At 68.8% G+C, this 20,715-nt stretch carries 15 protein-coding genes; 9 read left to right on the top strand and 6 right to left on the bottom strand.

The genetic code is table 11. From position 1 onward, the window contains the following. The first annotated feature begins 129 nt into the window (after window positions 1–129). Window positions 130–1,392: a glycosyltransferase family 87 protein gene (locus FJV41_RS09285; RefSeq protein ID WP_141642073.1), complete on the top strand. Its 1,263-nt coding sequence runs from the start codon at window positions 130–132 to the stop codon at window positions 1,390–1,392. Between the two features lie 30 nt (window positions 1,393–1,422). On the opposite strand, the gene FJV41_RS53565 is transcribed toward FJV41_RS09285, so the two are convergent. Next, window positions 1,423–1,566 carry a hypothetical protein gene (locus FJV41_RS53565; protein ID WP_246137102.1) on the bottom strand — a complete coding sequence of 48 codons (144 nt, stop codon included), beginning with the start codon at window positions 1,564–1,566 and terminating at the stop codon, window positions 1,423–1,425. Between the two features lie 93 nt (window positions 1,567–1,659). On the opposite strand from FJV41_RS53565, the gene FJV41_RS09280 reads away from it, so the two are divergent. The 6 genes from FJV41_RS09280 (at window position 1,660) to FJV41_RS09255 (ending at window position 8,610) form a co-directional block, all read left to right on the top strand. After that, on the top strand, window positions 1,660–2,061 hold the full coding sequence (locus FJV41_RS09280; RefSeq protein WP_246137101.1) for an energy transducer TonB: 402 nt from the start codon (window positions 1,660–1,662) through the stop codon (window positions 2,059–2,061). A 43-nt stretch (window positions 2,062–2,104) separates the two neighbouring features. Continuing rightward, window positions 2,105–2,857 carry a MotA/TolQ/ExbB proton channel family protein gene (locus FJV41_RS09275; RefSeq protein ID WP_141642072.1) on the top strand — a complete coding sequence of 251 codons (753 nt, stop codon included), beginning with the start codon at window positions 2,105–2,107 and terminating at the stop codon, window positions 2,855–2,857. Next, window positions 2,841–3,245, top strand: a complete 405-nt coding sequence (locus FJV41_RS09270; protein ID WP_141642071.1) for an ExbD/TolR family protein — start codon at window positions 2,841–2,843, stop codon at window positions 3,243–3,245. The genes FJV41_RS09275 and FJV41_RS09270 overlap by 17 nt, the downstream gene beginning before the upstream one ends. A 9-nt stretch (window positions 3,246–3,254) precedes the next feature. Continuing rightward, complete coding sequence (locus FJV41_RS09265) at window positions 3,255–3,686, top strand: ExbD/TolR family protein (protein WP_141642070.1); 432 nt, start codon at window positions 3,255–3,257, stop codon at window positions 3,684–3,686. A 323-nt stretch (window positions 3,687–4,009) separates the two neighbouring features. Beyond that, on the top strand, window positions 4,010–7,207 hold the full coding sequence (locus FJV41_RS09260) for a TonB-dependent receptor domain-containing protein (RefSeq protein WP_438616735.1): 3,198 nt from the start codon (window positions 4,010–4,012) through the stop codon (window positions 7,205–7,207). Between the two features lie 26 nt (window positions 7,208–7,233). After that, the gene (locus FJV41_RS09255; RefSeq protein ID WP_141642068.1) at window positions 7,234–8,610 is read left to right on the top strand and encodes a beta-helix domain-containing protein; all 1,377 of its coding nucleotides are present in this window, start codon (window positions 7,234–7,236) and stop codon (window positions 8,608–8,610) included. 149 nt (window positions 8,611–8,759) lie between these two features. Here the strand turns inward: FJV41_RS09255 and FJV41_RS09250 are convergent, their stop codons facing one another. From FJV41_RS09250 to FJV41_RS09240, 3 genes are all read right to left on the bottom strand, one after another. Next, window positions 8,760–9,278, bottom strand: a complete 519-nt coding sequence (locus FJV41_RS09250) for a hypothetical protein (protein WP_141642067.1) — start codon at window positions 9,276–9,278, stop codon at window positions 8,760–8,762. Between the two features lie 157 nt (window positions 9,279–9,435). Further along, on the bottom strand, window positions 9,436–10,545 hold the full coding sequence (locus FJV41_RS09245; protein ID WP_141642066.1) for a metallophosphoesterase family protein: 1,110 nt from the start codon (window positions 10,543–10,545) through the stop codon (window positions 9,436–9,438). Continuing rightward, entirely contained in the window at window positions 10,542–11,999 is a 1,458-nt protein-coding gene (locus FJV41_RS09240) for a hypothetical protein (protein WP_141642065.1), read from the bottom strand. The genes FJV41_RS09245 and FJV41_RS09240 overlap by 4 nt, the downstream gene beginning before the upstream one ends. A 438-nt stretch (window positions 12,000–12,437) precedes the next feature. Here FJV41_RS09240 and FJV41_RS09235 point away from each other — a divergent pair, with 438 nt between their 5' ends. Next, complete coding sequence (locus FJV41_RS09235) at window positions 12,438–15,323, top strand: serine/threonine-protein kinase (protein ID WP_141642064.1); 2,886 nt, start codon at window positions 12,438–12,440, stop codon at window positions 15,321–15,323. A 767-nt stretch (window positions 15,324–16,090) separates the two neighbouring features. Here FJV41_RS09235 and FJV41_RS09230 read toward each other — a convergent pair. Further along, on the bottom strand, window positions 16,091–16,720 hold the full coding sequence (locus tag FJV41_RS09230) for an FMN-binding negative transcriptional regulator (RefSeq protein ID WP_141642063.1): 630 nt from the start codon (window positions 16,718–16,720) through the stop codon (window positions 16,091–16,093). A 134-nt stretch (window positions 16,721–16,854) separates the two neighbouring features. Between FJV41_RS09230 and FJV41_RS09225 the strand changes: the two genes are divergently transcribed. After that, window positions 16,855–17,886, top strand: a complete 1,032-nt coding sequence (locus tag FJV41_RS09225; RefSeq protein ID WP_141642062.1) for a hypothetical protein — start codon at window positions 16,855–16,857, stop codon at window positions 17,884–17,886. A gap of 276 nt (window positions 17,887–18,162) precedes the next feature. On the opposite strand, the gene gyrB is transcribed toward FJV41_RS09225, so the two are convergent. Beyond that, a complete protein-coding gene (gyrB, locus tag FJV41_RS09220; RefSeq protein ID WP_141642061.1) occupies window positions 18,163–20,616 on the bottom strand; it encodes a DNA topoisomerase (ATP-hydrolyzing) subunit B in 2,454 nt (817 codons plus the stop codon). Window positions 20,617–20,715 lie beyond the last annotated feature (99 nt).

Genomic DNA, 20,715 nt, shown 5'->3' with positions numbered 1-20,715 from the left:
CCCCGCCTCCTCGATGCCCGTCGACGCCCCGGGGCCGTGCCGACACCACGGCCTTCCCCGCCCTTCGCCCACACCCCGCGTGAATGGGCCCGTCCACTCCCCTGTCCTCGAACCCGGGAGCCTGGCCCCGTGACGACCTCGTCCCAATCCGCGAGCGCGCTGAGCGACGCTTCCAGCCCCGCGAAGTACACCTCCACGAAGTGGGCCCGCTGGCTCTGGTGGTTGGTGCTCGCGGTGCTGCTCGTCGCCGCCGTCGCCGTGGGTCAGCACCCTCGCCGTGGCGTGGACTTCCGCGTGTATCTCACCGCAGCCGAGCGTTTCATCGAGGGCACGGACCTCTACCGCGTCTCCGACGGCACCATGCCGTTCAAGTACGCGCCCGTCACCACGCCCCTCTTCATCCCCTTCAGCTTCCTTCCCCCGCGCATGGCCGTCGCGCTGTGGAACGTCGGCTCCATCCTCGCGCTCGTGGCCGTGGCCCGCCTCACCCGCCGCTCGCCGCACGGCCCTGGTGAGGCCGCGCCGTGGGCCTGGGCCCCCGCGCTCACCACCATCGCCCTGCTGCCCGCCTTCACCTTCGAGCTGTTCTATGGCCAGGTCGACGTCGTCATGCTGCTGCTCGTCGTCGTCTCGGCGCTCGGCGCCGAGCGCGGCCAGGTGTGGCGACCGGGCGCGGCCTTCGCGGTGGCCTTCCTCCTCAAGCCCCCCGCCGCGCTCATCGGTCTGTTCTTTCTCTGGCGCCGCCACTGGCGCGTCATCGGCGCCACCGCCGTCTTCGGCGTCGTGCTCTCGCTGCCCACCCTGGCGCGCTATGGCTGGGACGGCACCCTCACCCAGTTCCAGATGTGGAGCGAGACGCTCGCCCGCACCACGCCCCCCTGGGTGCTCAGCACCAATGCGCAGGGCCTGCCCACGCTGCTCATCACCCTGTTCCACCCGGGCTCCGTCGCCACGCCGCCCTCGTTCGCCATCACCCTGGCCCAGTTCGTCGCCATCGCCCTGTTCCTCGCGGGCGTGCTGTGGGCGCGGCCGGGCCCCGCGGACCTGCTGGCCCTGTGCTGCCTGGGCGTGACGCTCCTGTCACCGTTGGGCTGGCGCGCCAACTACGTGCTCGCCTGGCCGCTGGTGCGCGCCGCCACCGAGGGCCGCTTCCGCTCCAACCTCACCCTCGTCGGAGTCATTGCCGTCATCGGCACCATGTTCTCCGACAAGGGATTGGGGTTCGACTGGTCTCGCGACGTGCTGCTGATGCGCCCTTTCGCGCTCGTGTACTCCGCGTTGCTGATCGCCATGTTGTGGCAGATCCGCCAACAAGGTGCGCCTCGCGCGATGACGCTCGGTGACACTCTCGCCCGTTTGCCTCGCACCCTGCGTGGCATGCGGGCGCCGTGACGCATCCGTCATCTTCCTGGCCTGAAAGTGTCACGGGGTCCGGACACCCCTGAAACATGGCGTCGCTATATGCGCGTCAGCCATGTTCGAAACGTTCGACAGCGCCTCCGATGTTGCCTCGGCGCGAAGGTTCGCGCTCTCCACCACGGCGTCCGTCGCGGTCTTCGTGCTCATCGGAGTCGCCGTCGTCTCCTTCGCCGGCAAGGTGCGCGAGGTCATCCAGGAGAAGAAGGGCACGGACGTCGTCTTCCGTCCGCCACGGAGACGGTGGCCGCCGCGCCCATCGCCGTGGGCGGCACCGGCGCGCTCGTGCCGGGCGGCCGGGTGGGCGGCACCGGTAGCGGCGAGGGCCTTTCGGCCGGAGGTGGTCGCGCGGCGCCCATCAACCTGCCGGAGTCGGCCACCGCGCCGGAGCCGCTCGAGTCCAATCTCATTCCCGAATACCCCTCCGAGGCCCGCTCCAAGGGTCAGGAGGGCATGGTCATCCTCAAGGGCGTCGTCGAGGTGGATGGCCGCGTCACCCAGCTCAAGGTCATGCGTGGTGATGAGCCCTTCGCCAGCGCGGCGCTCTCCGCCGTGCGCACGTGGCGCTTCAAGCCCGCCGTCGTCGAGGGCCGCCCCACCGCCGTCTTCCGCATCTTCAAGGTTCCGTTCCGTCTCAAGTCGTAGGCCGTCTGACTCACCCGCACCTGCCCCCCAGGAGCACATCGCCATGAACTTCAATCTTCGCGACATCTACAACCACATGGGCGTGTTCGCCCTGGGCATCGCCTGGACGCTGATGCTCTTCGCCGTCGCGTCCCTCGCCGTCTTCTTCGAGCGGCTGTTCGTCTTCTTCCGCTCCCGCGCCACCTCGCGTGCCTTCGCGGCTCGCGCCGGTCAGCTCCTCATGCAGCACCAGCACGAAGCGCTGGTGAAGGAGGCCGAGGGCACCAAGGGCAGCCACCTGGCCGTGCTGCTCGGCGGCGGCATGAAGGCGTTCCTCGCGAAGTCGAAGCAGCCCGCGGGCAAGCTGGGCCCGGTGGAGCTCACCCGCCGCGAGCTGGTGCGCATCAATGACCGCGTCAGCGCGGACGTGCGGCGCGGCATGTCGCTGCTCGCCACGGTGGGCTCGGTGGCGCCGTTCGTCGGACTGCTCGGCACCGTGGTCGGCATCATCGAGGCCTTCGCCGGCATCGCCAAGGAGGGCTCCGGCGGCCTGGGCGCGGTGTCCGCCGGCATCGCCGAGGCGCTCGTCGTCACCGCGCTGGGCCTGCTCGTCGCCATCCCCGCGGTGCTGATGTTCAACTTCCTCTCCACTCGCGCGGACGCGCTCCAGCTCTCGCTGGATGCCGCGCGCAGCGAGCTGATGGACCACCTGGAGGACATGCCGGCCGACAAGCGCGGCGGCGTGAACAACGGCGCGGTGGCCACCGGTCCGGAGACCGTGGCGCGCCGGGAGGGGCTCGATGTCCGCCCGGCGTAGCAGCATCACCCCGGAGATGAACGTCACGCCGCTGGTCGACGTGGTGCTCGTCCTCCTCATCATCTTCATGGTCGTCACGCCCCAAATCGAGTCGGGCGCGTCCGTGGAGCTGCCCGCCGCGACGAACCCGGACAAGGAGAACAAGGAGCTGGAGCCGACCACGGTGAGCCTGGCCGCCAACGGCGCCATCTTCATGGACCGCAAGGAGCTCAAGAGGGACGCGCTGCTCGTGGAGCTGAAGGCCCTGCGCGAGAAGAAGCCGGACTCGCCGGTGGTGCTGAAGGCGGACCGGGGCGTGCGCTACTCCGAGGTGCGGGGCGTCTTCAAGAGCATGCAGGACCTGGGCTTCCCGGGCATCAACCTGCAGGTCATCGACAGGAAGAAGTAGGAGCGCGCCATGGCATTCGACCTCGGAGGCGGCAAAGCGGGCGGCCTTCGCCCGACGATGAACGTGACGCCACTGGTGGACGTGGTGCTCGTGCTGCTCATCATCTTCATGGTCGTCACCCCGCTGCTCACCAAGCAGATGTGGATGACGGTGCCCGCGAAGAGCGACAAGCAGGACGAGCCACCTCCCCCTCCGCCCGACGCATTGCCACCGGTGGTGCTCACGGTGGACCGCTCAGGCGTGCTGCGCATCAACCGGGAGGAAGTCCCGCGCGAGCAGGTCGTCGCGCGACTGCAGCGCATGCTCAACGCGCGCCCGGACAAGATCGTGTTCTTCGACGCGGGCGACGACGTGCCCTACGGCGCCGCCATGGAAGTGCTGGACCTCGCCCGGGGAGGAAATCTCACCGTGGGCGTGCTGCCGGACAAGCTCGCGGACTGAAGTGTCCGCCTGGCGGCGGGTCGTGACCTCGAGTTTTCGATCCGCCGCCTGAATCGTCACAAGCCATCCATTCCAATGCCATGCGACTCGCGTTGTTTACAGCGCGACCGTTGGCAAGGAGAGCCGTGTTGTCTCGCGCAAGCCTTCAGCGCGCCCTCGTGGCAGCGCTCATACTCATCACCTCGCCCGGGCTCGCCCTCGGTCAAACCCCTTCCCTTCCTGGCTCGGAGAGCACTCCGTCGGGCACGGAGACGCAGGTCGTCCCGCCCGTGACGGACAACCAGGCGCCGCCGTCCGAGGAGCTGCGTCCCGCCGCTCCCGGCATGGCCCCGGCCGCCGACGGAGCCAAGCAATCACAGCCACCTCCTCCTTCCCCCACGCCGACCTCTCCCCAGCAGCCGGGCACCACGCAGCCGAATGGCTCGCAGACGCCGGGCGCCGTGCAGGCTCCCACCACCGCGCAGCCGAACGGCACGCAGACGCCGGGCGCCGTGCAGGCTCCCGCGACGGTGCAGACGCCGGGCGCCACGCAGGCTCCCGCCACCACGCAGTCGAACGGATCGCAGAGTCCGGGCGCCACGCAGGCTCCCGCCACCACGCAGTCGAACGGATCGCAGAGTCCGGGCGCCGAGCAGGCTCCCGCCATCGCTCAGCCGCACGGCGCCGTGCAGGCTCCCGCGACGGTGCAGTCGCCGGACGCGCAGCCTGTCGACGGGGCTCCCGCGACGGTGCAGTCGCCGGACGCGCAGCCTGTTGAAGGTGAGCCCGCCACCGCGCAGCCCGCCGACGCCTCGGCCACCGATGACGAGGCCATGCTGGCCGAGTCCTCCGCGCCGCCCCCGGGCTTCACGGGCATCCACGGCAAGGTCGTCGACGAGGCCAACCAGGAGGGCCTCATCGAGGCCACCGTGAAGGTCGTCACGGGCGCGCAGAAGCAGACGCTCACCGACCTGGACGGCAACTACCGACTCGCGCTGCCGCCCGGCAAGTACGACCTGCGCGTCTTCTACGACGTGTACCAGGGCCGCCGCATCACCGGCGTCATCGTCACGGAGGGCAAGGCCACCAAGCTCGACGTCGCGCTCGGCGCGGACGTAGGCGCCGTGCAGGAGGTCGTTGTCGAGGCCCGCGCCGACCGTCGCGCGGAAGGCGCCCTCCTCCAGGAACGCAAGAAGGCCGCCGCCGTCTCCGACGCCATCAGCGCCCAGGAAATCGCCCGCACACCCGACTCCAGCGCCTCCGATGCCGTCAAGCGCGTCGTCAGCGCCACCGTCGTCGACGGCCGCTACGTCTACCTGCGCGGCCTGGGCGGGCGCTACATCACCACCCTGCTCAATGGCGCGCTGCTGCCCAGCCCCGAGCCCGATGAGCCCAGCGTCCCGCTGGACCTCTTCCCCACCTCGCTGCTCGCCAACCTCAACGTGGTGAAGAGCTACACCGCCGACCTGCCCGGCTCCTTCGGCGGCGGCGCGCTCCTCATCGAGACCAACACCTATCCCAGCCAGTTCGAGTTCAAGCCGCGCCTCACCTTCGGCGGCGACACCGAAACCACGGGCCAGGCACGCAACACCCAGACCGGCGGTGGCGGCATGGAGTTCCTCGGCTTCCCCGGCGGCAGCCGCCGGCTGCCCAGCGCCATCCCCACGGACCACGCGCTCGGCAACGGCAACGAGTCGCTCGCCGAACAAGAACGCCAGTGGGAGAGCTTCAACAACGTGTGGAACGCGCGCAGCAAGACGGCGCTGCCCAACATCGGCCTGAGCGCGTCGCTCGGCGACACACTGCGCTTCGACAACCAGCGCCTGGGCTACCTGGCCACCGTCAACTACGGCCACCGCGAGAACACCCAGTTCACGCAGTACAGCAAGGCCTCCTACGACCTGGAGGGCAACTTCGTCAGCTACGACGACGCCCAGACACAACTGGGCACCGAAGTCGCCAACCTGAGCGGCCTCGCCAGCGTCGGCTACCAGTTGGACCGCGACAACGAGCTGACCCTCTTCAGCCTCTTCACCCGAGGCACCGAGACGCGCACCACCACCAGCGTCGGCGTGGACACGCTCAAGGGTGACCGGTACGAGGGCAGCCGCCTCCAGTTCGTCGTCCGGCAGCTCTCCTTCAACCAGCTCCGCGGCTTCCACCGCATCGGCCTCTTCGGCGACTCGGAGGTGGACTGGCAGGCCAACCTGTCCCGCGTGGACCGCGACGAGCCGGACACGCGCGACTCGCTCTACAGCGACAACCTGGGCAACCCGTCCGGCGGCATGTCGTTCCCCAACCAGGCCAACAGCGGCGAGCGTTTCTTCGCCGACCTGGGCGAGACGTCCTTCGGTGGCAGCGTCAACATCACCGTGCCCCTCGCGGACGTGCGCCTGAAGGTGGGCGTCCTGACGCAGTTGTCCTTCCGCGACTTCCGCGCCCGCCGCTTCCGCTACGGCATCTCCCCCAACTCGGACGTGGACCGCTTCCTGCCGCCCGAGACGCTCTTCGGCGCGGAGTACCTGGGCAACGGGATGCGCATCCAGGAGAGCACCCGTCCGGACTCGGACGCGTATGACGCGTCACTTGGCGTCTTCGCCGGCTACGTCACCGCCGACGTCAAGGCCACCGAGGCCCTGCGCCTCGTCGGTGGCGTGCGACTGGAGAGTTCCCAGCAGAAGCTGACGGCGCTCAATCAGTTCACCGGCGTGGAGGCGTCCCGGAACGACGTCGACTACCTGGACTGGCTGCCCACGCTCAATGCCATCTACGCGCTCACCCCCACGGTGAACCTGCGCGCGGGCTACAGCTACACGTTGGCGCGGCCCACCTTCCGCGAGCTGGCGCCCTTCTCGTTCTACGACTTCGTGCGCCGCCGCAACATCTCCGGCAACCCGGAGCTGGTGCAGACGCGCATCCACAACGTGGACGCCCGCGTCGAGTGGTTCACCGGCGACAACGAGGTGCTCGCCGCGAGCGTCTTCTACAAGCGCTTCCTGAATCCCATCGAGCGCGTCATCAACTCCGTGGGCTCCGGCGACATGAACTTCGAGAACACGCCGGCCGCGAACACCTACGGCCTGGAGCTGGAGGCGCGCACCTCGCTGGGCCGCATCACCCCGGCGCTCCAGCCGTTCAAGCTGGGCGCGAACCTCACGCTCATCCAGTCGCAAATCGACCTGGGCTCGCTGCAGGGCCTGCAGACCAACGCCAAGCGTCCGCAGCAGGGCCAGTCGCCCTACGTCGTCAACGTCAACCTCGGCTACGAGCGGCCCCAGAGCGGCACGGAAGTGGCGCTGCTCTACAACGTCTACGGCCGCCGCATCAGCGAAGTGGGCACCGACAACCTGCCCGACGTCTACGAGCAGCCGTTCCACCGCATGGACCTGGCCGTCACCCAGAAGCTCACCGAGGCCATGCAGCTCAAGCTGACCGCGTCCAACCTCCTCAACTCCCGAATCACCCTCCAGCAGGGCGACATCGCCCTCGTCCAGTACCGCCCGGGCCTCGCGTTCTCCGCGTCGCTCGGCCTCTCCCTGTAGTTTCCCTCCCGAAAGGAAGTCTCGCCATGAAGCGCTTGTTTGCCTCCCTCTTCATCCTGTCCAGCCTTGTCATTGGCCCTGGCTGCGGCGACGACGACAAGACCCCGGTGGACCCGCCCATCGAGGAGCCCGACGCCGAGACGGTGGAAGTGGCGCAGGACCTCACCGCGGACACGACGTGGAAGACGGGCAACACCTACGTCCTGAAGAAGTATGTCTTTGTCACCAGCGGCACGCTGACCATCGAGGCGGGCGCCATCATCAAGGGTGACCAGAGCAGCGCGCTCATCATCACCCGCAACGGGCGCATCAACGCGGTGGGCACCGCGGCGAAGCCCATCGTCTTCACGTCCTCCAAGGAGCCCGGGCAGCGCGAGCCGGGCAACTGGGGCGGCGTGGTGCTGCTCGGTCGCGCGAAGCTGAACGTGTCCGGCGGCGAGACGACCATCGAGGGGTTCTTCGCCTCCAGCGGCAATGACAACACGAAGTACGGCGGCCAGGACGACGCGCACAACTGCGGCACGCTCAAGTACGCGCGCATCGAGTTCGCCGGCTTCGAGCTCGCGCCCAACAACGAGCTCAACGGCCTCACCGTGGGCGGCTGCGGCACGGGGACGGACATCGACTACGTGCAGGTCCACAAGGGCCTGGATGACGGCATCGAGATGTTCGGCGGCACCGCGCCGCTCAAGCACATCGTCATCACCCAGGCGGATGATGACGCGCTGGACTACGACCTGGGCTACACCGGCAAGGTCCAGTTCCTCGTCGTGCAGCAGAGCCCCCGCGTGGGCGACCGCGCCATCGAGGCCTCCAGCCACAAGACGACGGCCACGCAGGAGCCCATCTCCATCCCCGAAATCTGGAACGCCAGCTTCATCGGCTCCAACGCGGACCCGGGTGGCAACCCCTCGCAGGAGGGCCTGGTGTTCAACACCGGCGCGGGCATCCGGCTGCGCAACGCCGTCGTCGCCTACTTCAAGGACCAGGCCGTGGACGTGGACGGCACCGCCTCCGCGGCGCTCTTCACCGAGGAGTCGGCCGACCCTCGGCTGTCCATCCGCAACACCTTCTTCTTCGACAACGCCAACCTGAACGACACCATCCCCTTCGCGCCGAACCCGAAGGTGGAGGGTGGCGTGACGGTGGACGCGGACGTCAGCCGCTTCAACGAGGCGGAGAAGATTCTCGTCGCGGCCAACGGCGTGAAGACGCAGGACCCGCAGCTCACCGACGCGACGAACCTGACGGCGCCGAACTTCGCGCCGCGCACGGGCTCGCCGCTGCTGAACCCGGACAACGCGGCCACGCCGGGCGCGGGCTTCGACACCAGCGCGCGCTTCGTCGGCGCGGTGGGCACCACCAACTGGCTGGCGGGCTGGACGGCGTTCCCGGAGAACTGAGTCACCTCGCTTGAAACCGGTCCGCTCCGTGGCTGCCCTCGGAGCGGACCGGCACCGTGGCCCGGCCGCGGGTCTCTACCGGAGGGGGGCTCCGGGGAGGCTTCGCGTCCGGGCCTCGGCTTTTTCAGGAGGCCCTCCCCACAGGCGCATCACGCCGTGGGCAGCACGCCGTTGCCTTCGTGCGCGACGGCCAGGGCTTCCGCCGTGGCGCCTTCCGCGAACAGGGACGCACCCGCGGACGGACGCACCTTGGGCGGACGACCCCGGCGCTTCGGCGCGTTCTCCTCGTTGCCGTGCTGCGCGGCCACCGGCTCCGCCGCGACCCCCTCCACCTTCGCGCCCTTGCGCACCGGACGCGGCAGGTGGATGGAGTCCAGCTTCGTGTTCAGCTCAGGGTTCTCCTCGGAGAACACCCGCGCGTACGCCAGCGCGCGCTGGCCCTTCTGGAGCAACGCGTCCTGGCTCTCGTGGAGCGACTGCCGCGCGGCCTCCAGCGCCGCCTGCGCCTTCGCCACCGCCTCCGCCTTCACCCTCACCTGCGCCGCCGCGTCCTCCAGCACCTCCCCGCTCATGTCCGGGAAGCGCACCTCCGCCAGCTCCGTGGTGAACAGCTCCAGCAGCGCACGCAGCGCCGGGGAAATAGGGTCGTTGTCGTTCGAATCGAACATGGCGGGCCTCCTGGCTCCTCGCGATGGGGGAGGCATCTGCTCACGTGTTCAGTGTCAGATCAAGAGGGTACGCTGCCGGGCCGGAAAGTCGGCCCCGTCCGCGTTTTCTCCCACACACCGCCGGCTGACGCTTCGTTCAGTGCCAGCGCTTCGGGCCTCAATCCACGCGGACCAGGGACGCCTCGCGCAGCCCTTCGTTCGCGCCGATGTCCACCGCGAGATAGTGCCGCCCCACTCCGTCGAACGTCTCCGGAATCGCGCCGCCGCCGCCGGAGATGAACGCGGGGATGCCCGCGTTGGTGAAGGAGTAATACGAGTGGATGTGTCCGTAGAGCGTGAGGTCCACGCCCTCGCGCGCGAGCTTGCCCACCAACCCCGCCGACTCGCCCCGGTTCGCGAAGCCGCCGCCCCGCAGGCCCACGGGGTCCTGCGGCGGCACGTGCATCGCCACCACGTGCGTGCCCTGTCGTGACGACGCGAGCCACCCGTCGAGCTGCTCCTCCACGATGGGGTCCAACGTGCCGTTGCTCGAGTCCACCACGGTGAAGCGCACGCCCTGGAACACGAAGCTCTGGCTGCCGCGCCCCACGAGCGTCGTGTACTCCTCCGCGTCCTTCGAGAAGGTCTCGTGGTTGCCCAGCGTCGCGTACAGCGGAATGCGCGAGCCCGCCTCCAGGCGCTCCTGGAACTCCAGCAGTTGCTCGCGCGTGCCGTTCTCCGTCAGGTCTCCCGCGAACAGGATGAAGCGCAGCGAGTCATCCTTCACCAGCCTCGCGTAGATGTCTCCCACGCGAGGCAATGCCTCCTGCACGTCCGCCAGCGCCGCGAAGCGGAAGGGCGCCGTGGAGTCCCACCCCGGAGGCGCGACTCGAAGCCGGGCCACCGCGCCCGGACGCAGTCCCACGCGCCACGCCTTCACCGTGGGAAGCGCCTGCGGCACCGGCTCCACCGCCAGCACCTCGCCGTCCTCCAGCTCCGCGAGCAGCTCCGCGTCCGGCATCGCGTTGCGCACCGTGAGGACCCAGTCCGACGTCGACTCCGCGTCCAGCGTCGCCCGCGCCGTGAAGACCGGGGCATTGCCCCACAGCGTCACCTCACCCGAGCCGACACTCCGCACCGCCGCGAGCCCGTCCGCCACCTCCAGCGACAGTCCGCCACCCTCGGCGCGGCCCACCTTGGAGTCACGCACCGCGCGGTTCTCCGCGGGCCGCAGGCACCCCGTCATCAGCAGCGCCGACAGCACGCCCATGGCACCGATGCGACTCATGACTCACCTCCCAGCGCATAGATGAGGGACAGCCGCCCCACGAGCGCGCCACCCGCTTGGAACTCCGCGGCGACGCCCCACGTCTCGGTCAGGAGCGCGCGCCCCCGGAGCCCGAAGTTGCCCACCACGCCTCCGCCCAGCGTGCGCAGCCCGCCCGCGAAGCCGTCCTTGCGGTGGTCATAGAAGAGCATCGCCTCGCCCTTGAACGGCCCACCGCCGCGCCCCAGCCACACGCCATAGCCAAAGCTGAAGAGCAGCTGCGAGTGCAGGTTCCCGTCACTCACCGGGCCCGGATAGCTGTAGCCCTGGAGCGCCATGCCGATGCTCGCCTCCGCGAAGGAGCCGGCCAGGGACGGACTCACCCGCGACATGGCGTAGCGGCCTCGGAAACCCATGTCGCCACCGACGACGGTGAAGCCCTCCGTGGGGAAGCGATGGAACAGGCCGAACAGCTCCGCGTCCAGCGACGAGCCATCCGAGCCCGCCCGCCGACGCTCCGGCTCGCCGAGCAGTCGATACGCACCGCCCAGCCGCACCTGTGTGTTGCCTTCATCCGGGGCCAGTCGAGCGATGGCCTCCAGCTTCACCTCCTCGAAGCGCGCCACCGCGCCCAGCGACACGAAGTGGTCGTAGTCGAACGAGGTGTCGCTCACGTACTGGTAGCCCATCTCGAACTCCAGCGGCGGCAACGAGGACGCGGGCACTCCCGGGTCGAACGCCGGTGACGCCACCGAGTAGAGATTGGCGAGCGCGGAGATGCCGAACACGCTGAAGCCCGCCAGCGTCACCGCGTACAAGGGAGCGATGGTGCGCCGCGACGCCCCCGTGAGCGCGATGGGCACTCCGCCCAGCGCGATGAGCCCCAGCCCCGCGCCCTCCATCGCGAAGAGCCGCTTCGCCGTGTGCCCGTCTCCCGCCAGCGCCGGCGCGAGTCCGTGGAACAACAACCCCGGCACCACCGCCACCGCCACGGGCACCACCTGGAACGAGCGGGATGCATCCAGCAGCGCCGTCGTCGACGCGGGCAGCGGGGACAACGGGCTGTCGGGACGGCCTTGCGGCGTCAGCGGCGCGGGCAGTCCCATCGGCACCTCGGACACACTCGCCGCGGCTTCGGCCGAGGCGGGCGCCAGGAGCTCCGACGAGGGGCTCGGCACGGGTGACTCCATGCGCAGCAGCTCCGGCGCGGGAAGCGGTGACTGCCTCCCCAGGTCGGGCATGGGCACCGTGGCGTCGGGCATCCGGGGTCGCCTCGGCGCACCCACCGTGGCGCGACCTGGCAGGTCCCTCGGGATGTCCGTCCCACCCAGTTGGGGGCTCCGGGCAAGCAGATCAAACGCCGTCAGCGGCTCCGCCTCCGCGTCCTGGGCCAGGGCTCGGACGGGAAGGACGAGGAACGCACCCACCACCGCCACGGCAAGGGGCCACGAGCGGGGGGACAGCTCGGACACCATGGGCTTCGCCTCGTTTCTCTGGAGAGAGCCAGGCCGCCCTCATCCAACGGCCTGGGCCGTGCCGGCCTACATAACCGCCCCCCGGCCTTCCGCAGCACGGACCTGCGTGAAGAAATGTGAAGCGAGCTGACAGTCGGAGCGTGAGAGCGCCTCCGTTGAATCACAACTCGTTGGAATCACTGGGGGACTTCGCGACATTCTCCCGGACCCCGGATTATCCATCCCCTCGACGAATCATTCTGAGAACCGACAGCCCTCAGTCCGAGAGCGATGCTGCCTCGTCGAATGGGACGGGATTCGAGCCCTGGGGCGTGGATCACCCGGCAGATCCAACCATCCCACGGAAAACTTCGCGTGCGACGCGAGCCCGTTCCGGGACTTTCAGTAGAACAAGAGTATGCTCAGTGTTTCACAACGTCCTGAACTGGCCTTGTAATCGTGGCGGAACCGACTCCCCAGCAATTCGGCAAATACGTCCTTCTTTCGAAGATTGCCGCGGGAGGCATGGCCGTGACCTACCGCGCCCGGATGACCGGAGCGGCGGGCGTCACGAAGCCCTGCGTCATCAAGCAGATCCTCCCGCACTTCGTGGACGATACGGACTTCGTCGAGATGTTCATCGGCGAGGCGCGGCTGGTGGCCAGCATGAGCCACAGCAACATCGCCCAGGTGTTCGACTTCGGCGAGGTGGACGGCCAGTACTTCATCGCCATGGAGCTGGTGCAGGGCCAGCCGCTCTCCAAGGTCCTGCGTCGAGCGGCGCGCGCGGGAATGACGTGCTTCCCCGAGGCCCTGGCGCTGCACGTGGGGAGCAAGCTGTGCGACGGCCTGGACTACGCGCACCGGCACGTGGGCGAGGACAACGTGGAGATGGGGCTGGTGCACCGGGACGTCTCTCCGGACAACGTCCTCATCTCGTACGAAGGTGAAATCAAGGTCATCGACTTCGGCATCGCCAAGGCCACCAGCGCGGTGGAGGCGAAGACGTCGCCGGGCACGCTCAAGGGCAAGTACCCGTACTTCTCCCCGGAGCAGGCGCAGGGCCGGCAGGATTTGGACGCCCGCACGGACGTGTACGCGGCGGGCGTGGTCCTCTACGAGATGGTGTGCGGCAAGCGTCCCTATGAGGGCGAGTTCGTCACCGTCCTGCCGCGCATCCTAACGGGCGACTGTCTGCCTCCGTCGGCGAACAACCCGTCGGTGAGCCCGGACCTCGAGACGGTCATCTCCCACGCGATGGCCATGGAGCGCGAGTCGCGCTACCAGACGGCGAAGGAGCTGAGCGAGGCGCTGGTGGAGCTGCTCTACCGCGACAACCCGCGCTTCACGCCCGCGCTGCTGTCGCAGCTCATGGCCTACCTCTTCGCCGAGGAGCTGATGGCGGAGGGCCGCAAGGCGGAGGTGTCCACCGCCTTCAAGGAGCAGATTTCGCAGTGGCAGTTGGGCACGGTGGAGCCCTCCGCGGGCCGCGCCCGGCCGCTGTCCTCCGGCAGTGGCCAGGTCGGCAGCAGTCCGCGCGCCTCCAGTCCGGGCCTGCGCTCCAAGCCGGGCAGTGACAGCGGTGCGAAGCCCCCGAGCGACGGCGCTCGTCGGCCCGCCGGCAGCAGTCCGGGGATGCGCAAGGTGACGAGCGCGGGAAGCATCCGCCGCGCGACGAACACCGGAATGCCCCGCGTGGAGAGCACGGGCTCTGGCCGCAGGCCCGTGACGAGCGAGCGCCCTGGACCTCCCGTGCCGGAGTTGCCGGAGGAGCCGGACACGGACTCGAGTGACATCATCAAGACGATGATGCCCACCGTCGTGCCCGCCGCGCTGGCCACGTTGGCCGCGCCGCTGGACACGCCCGTGGAGACGCCCGCCGTCACCGGCCAGTCCATGACGACGCAGCCCGCGGGAGTCTCCAGCGTGGCCCGGACGTACACGGGCACGGGCTACCGCACCTCGGTGGACGAAGCGCGCGAGGCGCTGGCGCGGGAAGAAGCCGAGCGCGTCGCGAAGCAGCAGAAGGCCGTGAAGCAGATGACGCTCTACGTCTTCGGCTCGGCCATCGTCATGCTGTTCATCGCGCTCTTCTACCATTTCGTCATCAAGTCGGATGCGCCCGACACCTCGGCGTCGAACAGCGCCACGCTGTGGGTCACCTCCAAGCCCGCGGGCGCCAAGGTGAAGCTCAACGGCCGCGACGTCGTCGGCAAGACACCTCTCATGGTGGAGGGTGTCCTCGTAGGCGAGGCCAACACCCTGGTGCTCACGCTGCCGGGACATCTCGCCTGGACGCGGCGTTTCACGCCGACGTCGATGATGATGGAGCCGATGAACGCGGAGCTTCAGCTCCTCGCCACGCCCCCGCCCACGGATGCGCCGCCTGTCGTGGCCGCGCCCGTGGAGGCAAAGCCCGTGGACTCGAAGCCCGTGGGCGAGGCCCAGCCCGTCGTGGCGACGGGTCCGGACGACGGCGGCATTCCAGTGAAGGTCGACCCGGCGGTGGTGGCGGCGACGGCGACGGGCACGACGACCGACGACGATGAGGATCCGCAGCCGCTGGTGGACCCCAAGGAGCCGAGCGCGGCGCTGCGGGAGTTGCATGAGGTGGACTACCCCACGCGACTGCTGGTGCTGCGGCCCATGTACAACGCGGCGCCCATTCCCGAGTACGCGACGGCCACCATCGACCTGAATCCGGGCACCTCGTATTCAGTGTGGACGCAGGGCACCGCTTCACTGGCCGAGGGCCGGGGGACCGCATCCGGGACGCTGGTCTACTTCGCCGAGGGCGACGGTCCCGTGGATGGCAGCTTCGGGCTGCTGAGCGCTTCCACGCGCACCATCAAGAACGCTCGGAAGCTGCATGTGTTCGCGGTGGACGACAACGGGCCGGAGGACAACACCGGCAGCATCCGCGTCGTCATCCGCCAGTCCGCCTACGTGCCGCCGCGCTCGCTCACCTTCGAGGCGAAGGAGCACGCGGTGCAGCTCAAGCCCGAGCACCAGGTCGTGCTGCGCGGACTCAACCCGCGCTCCACCTACCTGTTCACCGTGCGGGACGACTTCGCGGAGCTGCGCTCGGGCGCCAACGGTCGCGTGCGACAGGTGCTGTGCATCGAGCGCGGCACTTCGCCGTCCTCCGTCCGCACCTCGCACCGGATGCTCGAGACGGGCAAGCGCTACCAGGTCACCGACACCGAGGACCTGCGCTGCTTCTTCCCTGACTCGAAGCGGAGCGACAACCAGGGCGCGCTCGAAGTGGACATCGTGGATGCGACCACGCTGTCGCGGAAGGAACGGGCCGCGGTGCTTCGCGGTTCGCGACGTTCGGAGCGCTGACGCACGGCGCTTCGCGGCGCGGGCGACGCTCATCCCCGCGCGCATGAACCTCTTCGCCACGTAGAGTTGGCCTGCTACGGCGCGCACGAGTGCGTTGCAGCACATCGCGCCCCTTCCAGTGCACGCGAGAGGCAGTCACTCACATGCATGCCGCACCTCGGCTGTCCCGTACAGGTGCGCGAGCCCCAATCACCCGCATGCCGCGCCTCGACCGCTCCGCTCGGGTGCGCAAGTCCCAGTCACTCACATGCCGCGCATCCGCTACCTAACGCAGGTGCGCAAGCGCCAGTCATTCGCATGCGGCGCATCCACCGCCCCGCGAAGGTGCGCACGCGGCCACCTCTCGCAGTGCCACGCACGGCGCCCCGCTCCGGGACGAAAGTCCCAGTGTCTCGCATGGCGCACTGTGCGTCTTTGCTCTCTAAGAGTAGACGGACAACCAGGCCTTCAGCAGTCCGCTCGTCCCACGAGCCTGCGCGGGAGCCATGCCTGGAGGGCCCGGCCTCGCGCGCCTCGAGGTGCCTAATTTCGGGGTGTCGACCTCTTCATCGGAGGCTTCGCGATGGCGTCAGCACAAGTCGCCAACAAGCCAGGCCCCGAGAAGCAGGGAGCCGTGCGGGAAGTCGCCGCCCGGCGAACGAGGGGGCAACGGGATGACAGCTTCCCGCCGTAAGGGCTAGCGGGGGCCGCGACGTACGCCGGCCCGGCTCGACAAGACGGGAAAGGCACGTGGGCGCGGAGCCGAGGAGGGCACCGGGCCCACGAGTCTATCCAGCGTCCTCACGCGCACGCATCAGCACCGCGAGCTCGGCATCCCCCGCGAAGGGACTGCGCTCCAGCGCCGCGATGACCGCCTTGCGGTCCGCCTCACCCTTGTTCTGGCTGAGCTTGAACTTGCCCTCCAGCCGCGTCACCCGCAGCTCGAATGCCACGATTCCACCCACCAGCCGGTTCACGTACTCCTCCGACTGCTCCAGAGTCCATGGCCGCTCGTTGCCAGACTCGTAGCGCGCCGCCGTCTCGCGGAGGATGCGCAGCACCTCGTCACCCGCGTCGATGACCTTGGGCCGTCCATACGCATGCACCGTGGCGTAGTTCCACGTCGGCACCTGGGGCGTCGTCGCGTACCAGGTGGGCGACACGTAGGCGTGCGGGCCCTGGAAGATGACGAGCGCGTCCCGCTCGGCGGCGAAGGCGCGCCACTGCGGATTGGGCAACGCCATGTGCGCGAGCAGCCGAAGCGCTCCCGCCTCATCCCGTTCCGTGAGGAAGGGCAGGTGCGTGGCGAAAGGCGCTCCGTCCTCTCCCACCGTCACCAACGTGGCGAAGGAGTGTCGCGTCATCAACTCCAGGAGGCGCTGTGCGTCCCGTTCCTCGAAGTGGCGAGGGATGTACATGCACCCTGCGTCCCTCGGGGAGACGGCGCGCGTCAACGGGTGCTTAAGAACTCCTCAAGGTTTGCCCCCTACCTTGAAGGCTGGGCGCAGGGCCGGCCACGCGCCCCGAAGTATCTCTCGGGGAGTACACATCCATGAAGCTCAAGGCAGGTTTGCTGGCGACGGCGCTGTTTGGCGTGGGCTGTGGCGCGGAGAAGGACCCAGGCATCACCGAGCAGCAATCCCAGCTCGCCGTGGCATCGGCCGTGGGAGAGGCGCAGTCCGCGGACGTCCCCCTCGGCTCCCGCTTCCTGGAGGGACTCCCTCTGGAGGTCCGCCGCTGGGAGCACGAGGGCTATCAGTGCGACGCGGAGCCGGAGACGGCGAAGGTGGAGGTCTGCGGCCAGAGCTTCCCCTCGGAGCTGCACCTCTCCTGGGCGGACTGCCAGGCTCGGACCCGGGGCCGTGGGGGCTGCGGATGGGACCGCCCCCAGCCTCCTCCCGACAGTGGGACTCCGACATCGCAGCCGCCGTCCGGAGAGGGCCCGCGCGGGGAAGGCACTGGCATCGTGTCATCCGGCTCGGTCGACGTGGTGACGGCCATCACCTCCGAGGAAGAGTGTGCGGAGAACGCGCCGCTGCGCTTCGAGCAACAGTCCACGCATGACATCACGCATACGGCGACGGACGGCCAGAGCACGAAGATGACGGGCAGCATCGCCTCCGTCTCCGTGCGAGTGCCCGGCGCGCAGACGCTCAGCCGCACCGTCACCTTCGACACGACTCGCACGAACCTGGATGCCCAGGGCACCGTGGTGGACAGCGTCCACCTCACGGGCACGCTGGAGGAGACTTTCGACCCGGACGCCACCGCGCCCACGCGGACCAGCCACGGCACGCTCACCGCGACGCTCGCGGACGGCAGCGTTTCCACCGTCACGCAATCCGGCATCGTGCGCGTGCCGCCCTCCGACTGCGCGTGGCCCATCGCCGGCACGCAGGAGCGCACCCTCGCCGATGGCACCACGCACACGCTGGTCTTCGGCCCTGAGTGCGGACAGGCCACGCTCGACGGCGAGACCCTCGACCTGCCCTCGCGGCCCATGGGCCCTGGCGACGGTGGCTTCGGCGGCAAGCGCCCCGGTGGCCCGCCGCCGCCGCGCGGCCCGGGTGGTGGCGGGCGCTAAAAGTCCCAGGCCTCGTTCTCGGCCCGCTAGCGAGCGCGCTACCCCAGGTCTCGCGCTCGCCCGCTAATGAGCGCGCTGCTCCTGGCCTCGCTCTCGCCCGCTAACGAGCGCACTGCCCAGGCCCGCCTGGCCCCAGCACAAACTCCGAGCCGGGCAGCGCGCTCCATGCGGAGCTGCCCCAGCTCCTGAAACGACACGGGGCGCGGTGCCTGAATCGGCGCCGCGCCCCGTCACTTCGTCGTCCATCAGGCCCGCGAGCCCGACGGACTCAATGGCTCAGATGTCCAGGTTCTGCACATCCAGCGCGTTGCGCTCGATGAACTCGCGGCGCGGCTCCACCGCCTCGCCCATCAGCAGCGAGAAGATTTCGTCGCTCTCCACCGCGTCCTCCACCCGCACCTGCAACAGCGTGCGCGTGAGCGGATTCATCGTCGTGTCCCAGAGCTGCTCCGGGTTCATCTCGCCCAGACCCTTGTAGCGCTGCATCCCCAGGCCCTTCTGCGCGTCCTTGCGCAGCGCCGCGTGGACCTCCTGCACGGAGAACGCCGTCACGTGGCCGGCGTCCACCTTCACCCGGTAGGGCGCGTCACCCAGCGACTTGAAGGAATCCCGCAGCGACACCAGCTCCTGGTACTCCGGAGACGACAGGAAGGTGTGGTCGAACACCGTCGACCGCATCGCGCCATTCACGTCCGTGCGGAACACCAGCCGCTTCGTCTGGTGCTCGGGGTCCGTCTCCACCTCGTACTTCACCCGGCCCAGCACGTCCGGCATGCGCCGCTCGAACTCCGAGTGGGCACCCTTCACCGCCACCGCCAGCGCCTCGTCGTCCGCCAGCATCTCCGCCGTCAGCCGCGCGCCCTGCACCACCGCGTCCACCACCCGCGCGTCGCGCCGCTTCGCCTGCTTCTCCAGCCGCTCCTCGTAGGTAATCACCTTCTCCAGGAGGGCCTTCAGGTCCGCGCCACCCACCTCGCCCGAAGGCGTCAGCACCCGCCCGTGCTCCGTGGCGATGCCCAGCAGGTACTCGTCCAGCGCGCGCTGGTCCTTGACGTACTTGTCCTTCTTGTTGCGCGTGACTTTGTAGAGCGGCGGCTGCGCGATGTAGAGGTAGCCCTTCTGGAGCAGCTCCGGCATCTGCCGGAAGAAGAACGTGAGCAGCAGCGTGCGGATGTGGCTGCCGTCCACGTCGGCGTCCGTCATCAGGATGATGCGGTGGTAGCGCGCCTTCTCCGGGTTGTAGTCCTCCGGACCAATGCCCGTGCCCAGCGCGGTGATGAGCGTGACGATTTCGGCGCTCGTCAGCATCTTCTCGAAGCGCGCCTTCTCCACGTTCAGAATCTTGCCGCGCAAGGGGAGGATGGCCTGGTTGCGCCGGTCCCGTCCCTGCTTCGCGGAGCCACCTGCGGAGTCACCCTCGACGATGTACAGCTCGCTCTCGTGCGGATCGCGGCTCTGGCAGTCCGCGAGCTTGCCCGGAAGCCCACCACCGTCCAGCACGCCCTTGCGGCGCACCGTCTCGCGAGCCTTGCGAGCCGCGAGGCGCGCCCGACAGGCATCGCCAATCTTCGCGACGATCTTCTTGCCGATGAGCGGCGTCTCTTCCAGGAAGGTGCCGAGCATTTCGTTCACCATCTGCTCGACCAGGCCCTTCACCTCGCTGTTGCCCAGCTTCGTCTTCGTCTGGCCCTCGAACTGGGGGTTGGACACCTTGACGGAGATGACGGCGGACAGGCCCTCGCGGGCGTCCTCACCCGTGGGCGTCTCCTTGAGGTCCTTCCAGATGCCACTCTTCTCCGCGTAGCTGTTGAGCGTACGCGTCAGGCCCGCCTTGAAGCCGGACAGGTGGCTGCCACCGTCCTGGGTGTTGATGTTGTTGGCGAAGGTGTAGACGCGCTCGTCGTAGCCGTCGTTCCACTGCATCGCCAGCTCCAGCGCCACGCCATCCTTGTCTCCCGAGAAGGAGATGGGCTTGTCGTGGAGCACCTGCTTCGACTTGTTGAGGTACTCCACGAACGAGGAGATGCCGCCTTCGAACTTGAAGTCGTGCTCCTTGTTCGTGCGCTCGTCGCGGATGACGATGTGCAGCCCCGCGTTGAGGAACGCCAGCTCGCGCAGGCGCTGGCTGAGCGTCTCGAAGTTGAAGTCCACCGTCTCCATCACGGTGGTGTCGGGCTTGAACGCCACCATCGTCCCGCGCTTGTCGGTGGTGCCGACCTCCTGCGGGTGCGAGTTGGGAACGCCTCGGGCGTAGGACTGCTCGTACACCTTGCCGGCGCGCTGGACGCGGACCTTGAACCACTCCGACAGGAAGTTCACGCAGGTGACGCCCACGCCGTGCAAGCCGCCGGAAACCTTGTAGGCCCCGTTGCCGAACTTGCTGCCGGCGTGCAGCTCCGTGAGGACCACTTCCAGCGTGTCCTTGCCCTTGAACTTGGGGTCCGGGTGGGGACCCACGGGGATGCCGCGCCCGTTGTCCTGGACGCTCAGCGAGCCGTCCACGTGGATGATGACCTCGATGTCCGTGCAGTGGCCCGCGAGCGCCTCGTCCACGGCGTTGTCGACGACCTCGTACACGAGCTTGTGGAGCCCGTAGGTCATCGTGTCGCCGATGTACATGCCAGGGCGCTTGCGGACCGCTTCCAGGCCCTCGAGCTTGGTGATGCTATCGGTCCCATACTCCATGGGCAGGGGAGCGACCGAGGCACCGGTAGCGGGGGTCTTTTCCATGTGATGCTGTCCTTGGAAAAAGGAGCCTTGCAACAGGGCTGTGCCTACCATCTCGAGGCACACTGAACAAGAGTAACGAGCCCGCGCAAAGCTGCGTAA

Source organism: Myxococcus llanfairpwllgwyngyllgogerychwyrndrobwllllantysiliogogogochensis, assembly GCF_006636215.1.
GTDB classification, from domain to species: Bacteria; Myxococcota; Myxococcia; order Myxococcales; family Myxococcaceae; genus Myxococcus; species Myxococcus llanfairpwllgwyngyllgogerychwyrndrobwllllantysiliogogogochensis.
This window is presented reverse-complemented; position numbering and strand designations above follow the sequence as displayed.